Source organism: Kitasatospora sp. NPDC036755, assembly GCF_040636595.1.
Lineage (GTDB): Bacteria > Actinomycetota > Actinomycetes > Streptomycetales > Streptomycetaceae > Kitasatospora.
Window position 1 is genome coordinate 1 of the sequence record NZ_JBEZUT010000554.1, and the last position, 3,418, is coordinate 3,418.

The following is a 3,418-nucleotide window of genomic DNA, read 5'->3' on the forward strand; positions in this document are numbered from 1 at the left end:
CGGGCACCGTCGGGCTCGCCGGGGCCGTCGGGGCCGCCGGGCCCGCTTGGCCGTCCGGCTCCGGTGCGGCGGCCGCCCGCCCCTCGCCCGGCTGGCCCGCGTCCGTGCGCTCCGCCTTCGCCTGGTCGGCCTCCGCCAGTTCGGCCTCGGCCACCGAGACCGGGTCCGGCTCGATGTCGCGGGCGGTGAACTCCACCGGCAGCGCCGTCAGGTGCCGGGAGATCCAGGCGGAGCTCCAGGTCAGCTCCTCCTCCGGCACCGCGAGCCGGACGTCCGGCAGCAGGGTGAGCAGGATGTCGATCCCGGCCTCCGCGACGTGCCGCCCGATGTCCTGGCCGGGGCACTCGTGCGGTCCCGCGCCGAAGGACAGGTGGGAGCGGTTGCCGTACAGCGGGGCCGCCAGGTCGGGCCGGACCACCGGGTCGACGTTGCCCGCGGCCAGCCCGAGCAGCAGGAGGTCCCCGGCCTCGATCCGCTGCCCGCCCAGCTCGGTGTCGGCGGTCGCCCAGCGGCCGGCCACCAGGGACATCGGCGGGGAGTCCCAGAGCACCTGGTCCAGGGCCTCGCCCAGGGTCATCTGCCCGCCGGAGAGGTGGGCGCGGAAGCGCGGGTCGGTGAGCACCATCTTCAGCGAGTCGGCGATCAGGTTGACGGTGGTCTCGTTCGCGGCGAGCAGCACCACCCGCAGGTGCTCCATCACCTCGTCCTCGGTCAGCCCGGCCGGGTGCGCCAGCAGGCGGCTGGTCAGGTCGTCGCCGGGGCTGTCGCGCTTGATGGCGATGGTCCGGCGCAGACCGGCGACCACGTACTCGTTGCTGGCGATCGCCGTCTCGGTGCCCTTCATCAGGTCCCGTGCGGCGGTGACCAGTTGGGGCCCGTACTCGTCCGGCATGCCGAGCAGCTTGGTCATCACCAGCATCGGCAGGTGCTCGGCGAACTGGGAGATCAGCTCGGCCCGGCCGGTCGGCCCGACCACCTGGACCAGGTCGGTGGTGAAGCGGCGGACGTGCCGGCGGATGCCCCGCCGGTCGAAGCCGTTCAGGCCGTCCAGCAGCGCGCCGCGCAGCCGGCGGTGCTCGTCGCCGTCCGCGAACACGCAGATCGGCTGCCAGGCGACCACCGGCAGCAGCGGGGAGTCGGCCGGGACCTCGTTGTTGCGGAAGGCGTTCCACCGGCGCGAGTCCCGGGAGAACAGCGTGGGGGTGCGCATCACCGTGATGTTGGCGCCGTGGCCGAGCACCAGCCAGGCCCGGTGGTCGCCGTGCAGCAGCACCGGGGCCACCTCGCCGTGCTCGGCGCGCAGCTTCTCGTACAGGCCCGCCGGGTCGGCCTCGGCCTCGGGGCCGTACAGGCGGAGCAGGCCGCCGGGGCCGGTCGGGGCGATGCCGCCGCCCGCGTGGGCCGGGCAGCCGGGCGGCGGGGCGGTGGCCGGGGCGGGGCCGGCGGGTTCGGGGAACGCGGTGGTCACGGGGTCTCCGGTCGCGGATGGGGGTCGGTGGCGGGCTTCGGTCTTCGGGCTTCGGCGACGGTCGTCGGTGATGGTCGTCGGTGATGGTCGTCGGTGTGACGGCCAGGTGCGGAGCAGCCGCGGGCTCAGCGGGCGGCGGACGGGGCGGCCAGCTCGTACAGGTAGTGCATCAGGGTCATCAGGGTGTCCCGGCTGGACTCCCGGCTGCGCGCGTCACAGCTGACGATCGGCACCTCGGCCGGCAGGTCCAGCGCGCCGCGCAGCTCGTCGAGCGGGACGGACGGCGCCTCCGGGAAGCCGTTGACGGCCACCACGAAGGGCACGCCGCGCTCCTCCAGCCGCCCGATCACCTCGAAGCTGACCTCCAGTCGGCGGGTGTCCACCAGGACGACCGCGCCCAGGGCGCCCTCGAACAGGCCGTTCCAGAGGAACCAGAACCGCTCCTGGCCGGGGGTGCCGAAGACGTACAGCACGAGCCGCTCGCTGATGCTGATCCGGCCGAAGTCCATGGCGACGGTGGTGGAGGTCTTCTGCTCGACCCCGGTCGGGTCGTCCACCCCGACCCCGGCCTGGGTCATGGTCTCCTCGGTGGTCAGCGGCCGGATCTCGCTGACGGCGCCGACCAGCGTCGTCTTGCCGACACCGAAGCCGCCGACCACCACCACCTTGACCGCCGTGGTCACGCTGTCCGGCAGCAGGTCCGGGCCGGCCGGCCCGGCCACCGTGTCAGAGCCGTTGAAGTCCATGGATCACCGCCTCCAACAGGGCACGGTCGGGGAGTTCCGCCGCGGGCACGGCGGCGCTGCGGGCCTCGATCAGCCCGTCGTCGAGCAGGTCCGCCAGCAGCACGGTGACCACGCTGACGGGCAGCTCCAGGTAGGCGGAGACCTCCGCGACCGAGAGCGGGGAACGGCACAGCCGCAGGATCGCGGCGTGCTCCGGCTGATGGGCGGGGGTCGGCTCCGCGCCGGAGACGATCAGGGTGACCAGGTCGAAGACCCCCGGCCCGGAGGGGCCGCTGCGGCCCCGGGTGATGACGTACAGCCGGTCGGGCTCGGGGCCCTCCCAGCCGCCCTGCTCGGCCGTCATGCCGCCGCCTCACTGTGCTCGTTCACGTGACCGTCCCGCAGCCGGAGCCCGTGGAGACGGACCGGACCGGGGGCCGGTTCACGCGACCGCCTCGGGGTTGCGCGGCGGCGTGGACAGGTGCTCGCCGATCCGGGCGACCAGGTCGCGCATCTGGTGGCTGACCAGCCCGGCGTCCACGCCCTCGTCGGCGAGCACCGCGAGGTAGGCGCGGTCGCCCGCCGCCATCAGGTAGAAGTAGCCGCCGTCCACCTCGATCACCACCAGCCGCATCGAGCCGTCGCCGTGCGGGAACTCGTGGCCGATCGCTCCGGCCAGGCTCTGCAGCCCGGCGCAGGCGGCGGCGAGGCGGTCGGCGGTGTCCGGGTCGGTGCCGTACTGGGCGATCCGCAGGCCGTCGGCGGACAGCACGATCACGTGGCGCACGCACGGGACGCTGTGCGCCAGGTCGTTGAGGATCCAGTCCATGTTGTTACGGTGCGGAATCACTGCTCGCCTTTCCCTGCCGTCTCTTCACCGGTGGGCGCGGTGCCGGTGCGTCCGGTACCCGCCTGCCCGGCGTCCGTGGTGTGTCCGTGTCCCTGCCCGGAGCCGCGTTCCTGCCCGTGTGCCTGCCCGGAGCCGTGGCCCTGTCCGAGGCCGACGCCGGGGTCGGGATCCGTGCCGGGGCCGGGCCGGGCGCCGGACACGGGGTGCGTGCCGGGGCCGGGTTGCGCGCCCGCCGGTCCGGAGGGGCTCGGGCCGGTGCCCTTGATGCCGTCCATGAACGCCTCCAGCCACAGGCCCGGCTGCTTCGGCTCCTTGGTGGGGCGCGGCGCCCGGTCCGGCGGCCCGGCCATCGGCCCGGTCGGCTGCGGCGTCGGC

General features: G+C 74.7%; 4 protein-coding genes and 1 pseudogene. All 5 read right to left on the reverse strand.

Features of this window, described 5'->3' with window-relative positions; genetic code table 11:
• A partial coding sequence (locus AB0E96_RS39745; protein WP_359831537.1) for a cytochrome P450 occupies positions 1-1,468 on the reverse strand: 1,468 nt, incomplete at its 3' end.
• A gap of 125 nt (positions 1,469-1,593) precedes the next feature.
• Positions 1,594-2,214: an ATP/GTP-binding protein gene (locus AB0E96_RS39750; RefSeq protein WP_359831539.1), complete on the reverse strand. Its 621-nt coding sequence runs from the start codon at positions 2,212-2,214 to the stop codon at positions 1,594-1,596.
• Positions 2,195-2,557 carry a DUF742 domain-containing protein gene (locus tag AB0E96_RS39755; protein ID WP_359831541.1) on the reverse strand — a complete coding sequence of 121 codons (363 nt, stop codon included), beginning with the start codon at positions 2,555-2,557 and terminating at the stop codon, positions 2,195-2,197. Before AB0E96_RS39755 ends, AB0E96_RS39750 begins: the two co-directional genes overlap by 20 nt.
• A 78-nt stretch (positions 2,558-2,635) precedes the next feature.
• Complete coding sequence (locus tag AB0E96_RS39760; protein WP_181970384.1) at positions 2,636-3,022, reverse strand: roadblock/LC7 domain-containing protein; 387 nt, start codon at positions 3,020-3,022, stop codon at positions 2,636-2,638.
• Positions 3,023-3,039: 17 nt separating this feature from the next.
• Positions 3,040-3,418, reverse strand: a pseudogene (locus tag AB0E96_RS39765) (hypothetical protein); the annotation flags it as partial.

Excerpts from the sequence above, each read along its gene's own strand:
- AB0E96_RS39755 (WP_359831541.1), bottom strand. The coding sequence starts at position 2,557 with ATGACGGCCGAGCAGGGCGGCTGGGAGGGCCCCGAGCCCGACCGGCTG.
- AB0E96_RS39760 (WP_181970384.1), bottom strand. The coding sequence starts at position 3,022 with ATGGACTGGATCCTCAACGACCTGGCGCACAGCGTCCCGTGCGTGCGC.
- AB0E96_RS39750 (WP_359831539.1), bottom strand. The coding sequence starts at position 2,214 with ATGGACTTCAACGGCTCTGACACGGTGGCCGGGCCGGCCGGCCCGGAC.